Here is a 2,491-nt window from a genome sequence, read left to right as displayed (position 1 = left end):
TCATCACCCGTTTGAGAACCTTGTAAATTCGTAAAGGTGTCAAGCAGATAAAGAGATTATGTCGATTCTGGCATTGTTTGAGAACCTTGTAAATTCGTAAAGGTGTCAAGCACGAACCAGACGACAAGCTCCCGGAGGATCGTTTGAGAACCTTGTAAATTCGTAAAGGTGTCAAGCTTTGACGTGCCCCACTCCACGAATTTCATAGTTTGAGAACCTTGTAAATTCGTAAAGGTGTCAAGCTCAGTCTTCCGGAATCCAGCTTGTATCCCGTTTGAGAACCTTGTAAATTCGTAAAGGTGTCAAGCGGTCGGCCTTGCCGAAATGCCCGGACCAGTGTTTGAGAACCTTGTAAATTCGTAAAGGTGTCAAGCGGATATATAGTCATCCGAACCAACCAGTTTGTTTGAGAACCTTGTAAATTCGTAAAGGTGTCAAGCCACCAGTCGTTTTATAACAAAATGAGCGGGTTTGAGAACCTTGTAAATTCGTAAAGGTGTCAAGCTCCACGTTCCCCATTCGACGAACTTCATGGTTTGAGAACCTTGTAAATTCGTAAAGGTGTCAAGCTGGGCCGCAAAAAAGCTGGTCAGAAGAAGTGTTTGAGAACCTTGTAAATTCGTAAAGGTGTCAAGCCTTGTACAGAACAAATAAATATCATCCATCGTTTGAGAACCTTGTAAATTCGTAAAGGTGTCAAGCTACATGGATTACATGAAGGCACACAAGACTGTTTGAGAACCTTGTAAATTCGTAAAGGTGTCAAGCTGTACAGATAGCGGATCGCATACGACATCGGTTTGAGAACCTTGTAAATTCGTAAAGGTGTCAAGCAGACAAACGAGTGGACAGACGAATATTATTGTTTGAGAACCTTGTAAATTCGTAAAGGTGTCAAGCTTTGCGATTCTTGCTCTCAGCTCGTCCTGCGGTTTGAGAACCTTGTAAATTCGTAAAGGTGTCAAGCGAATCCGTGACATAGTTGCAACGCATCCACGTTTGAGAACTTTGTAAATTCGTAAAGGTGTCAAGCATGCTCGGACAGGAACTCAGCGAGGTTGAAGTTTGAGAACCTTGTAAATTCGTAAAGGTGTCAAGCTTTTTCAAAGTTTTATAGCGTTGCACCGGAGTTTGAGAACTTTGTAAATTCGTAAAGGTGTCAAGCTTTTATCTGTGTGTAATTGCCGGCAGCAAAGTTTGAGAACCTTGTAAATTCGTAAAGGTGTCAAGCCCCCTACTGCCGCTATGTATAACACCTCGCGTTTGAGAACCTTGTAAATTCGTAAAGGTGTCAAGCTCCATTCGTATCACTCCTTTATTACAATATGTTTGAGGCAGACAGTCGATTTCAGGCAGCACCGGGACGAAACCTGCGATAACAAGTGGAAACAGATCATCTAAAAAATATTTGAAATGGATTCCCGACACTCCGCAGTGGAACCTCTGCTGCTTCGCCTGAAAACGGAGCTTCTTCATCATCTGTGAAGGCAGAGAGCGGAGAAGATGCCGATGGAGAAGCAGCCGGAGAGAAGGCCACTTCTGAAGACAGGAGCGGATTCTTCACACCGAACGACAGCATCGATTTCTCAAACGTGAAGATTGAGCCGCTCTTTGAGGAGCAGGTCGATTTCGACACCTTCAGCAAGTCCGATTTCCGGGCGGTGAAGGTAAAAGAATGCTCAGCTGTTCCGAAGTCCAAGAAGCTTCTGAAGTTCGTCCTGGACGATGGAACCGGCACTGACCGTATCATTCTTTCTGGAATTCATGCTTATTATGAGCCGGAAGAGCTGGTCGGAAAGACCTTGATCGCCATCACCAATCTCCCGCCGAGAAAGATGATGGGCATCGACTCCTGCGGAATGCTTCTCTCCGCTGTGAACAACAAGAAGGACAGCGAAGACGAAGAACTTCATCTTCTGATGGTTGACAACCATATCCCGGCAGGTGCCAAGCTGTATTGATCCGGGGAAAATCATAGGCAAAAAACCTTCAAGGCACTCCTTTTCAGAATCAATCTGAGAGGGAGTGCCTTTTTGCGGTGCGCCTAGCGGCGCACGTTTCCAACGGGTTCAAGTCCCGAATCCGCCCGGTAGTGGGAAGGATATAGCCGAAGGCAAGGGTGTCCGCCGTGAGACGGAATCTGAAGGAAGCCGGATGTGGGGAACATACTATCCCACGGGCAAATCTCCGGTCTGACGTACAGAAATCTTATACGAGGTTATGCATGAGGGTAAGGCTGCTGCACAAGTCGAAGCCCAATAACTACACGGAATCATGCATGATAAATGAGGCAGATGGATGGAGAGGAAGAAACGTGTGGTACCTAGGGAGGTCTGCGTGAAACGCTCTGAAAGGAGTAACCACCGTACAAGGTAACGAGTGTATATTTCGCGTGATTAGTCCGCTCTTCACGGCTAATTAGCCCACCATTAACGGCAGATCAGCCCAGTTGTCACGGAGCAGAGCCCGGTATGGCCGGCGGGCGGATTAG

General features: G+C 46.4%; 1 pseudogene and 1 CRISPR repeat array. The pseudogene reads left to right on the top strand.

From position 1 onward, the window contains the following. Window positions 1–9: 9 nt before the first annotated feature. Window positions 10–1,297: a CRISPR direct-repeat array (repeat unit 36 nt; unit sequence GTTTGAGAACCTTGTAAATTCGTAAAGGTGTCAAGC). Window positions 1,298–1,550: 253 nt separating this feature from the next. Further along, window positions 1,551–1,961 (top strand): annotated as a pseudogene (locus ACTQ3A_RS13800) (lysine--tRNA ligase); the annotation flags it as partial. Window positions 1,962–2,491 lie beyond the last annotated feature (530 nt).

Origin of the sequence: Bilifractor sp. LCP21S3_F8, assembly GCF_052117805.1 — a bacterium.
GTDB lineage: Bacteria > Bacillota > Clostridia > Lachnospirales > Lachnospiraceae > Bilifractor.
This window is presented reverse-complemented; position numbering and strand designations above follow the sequence as displayed.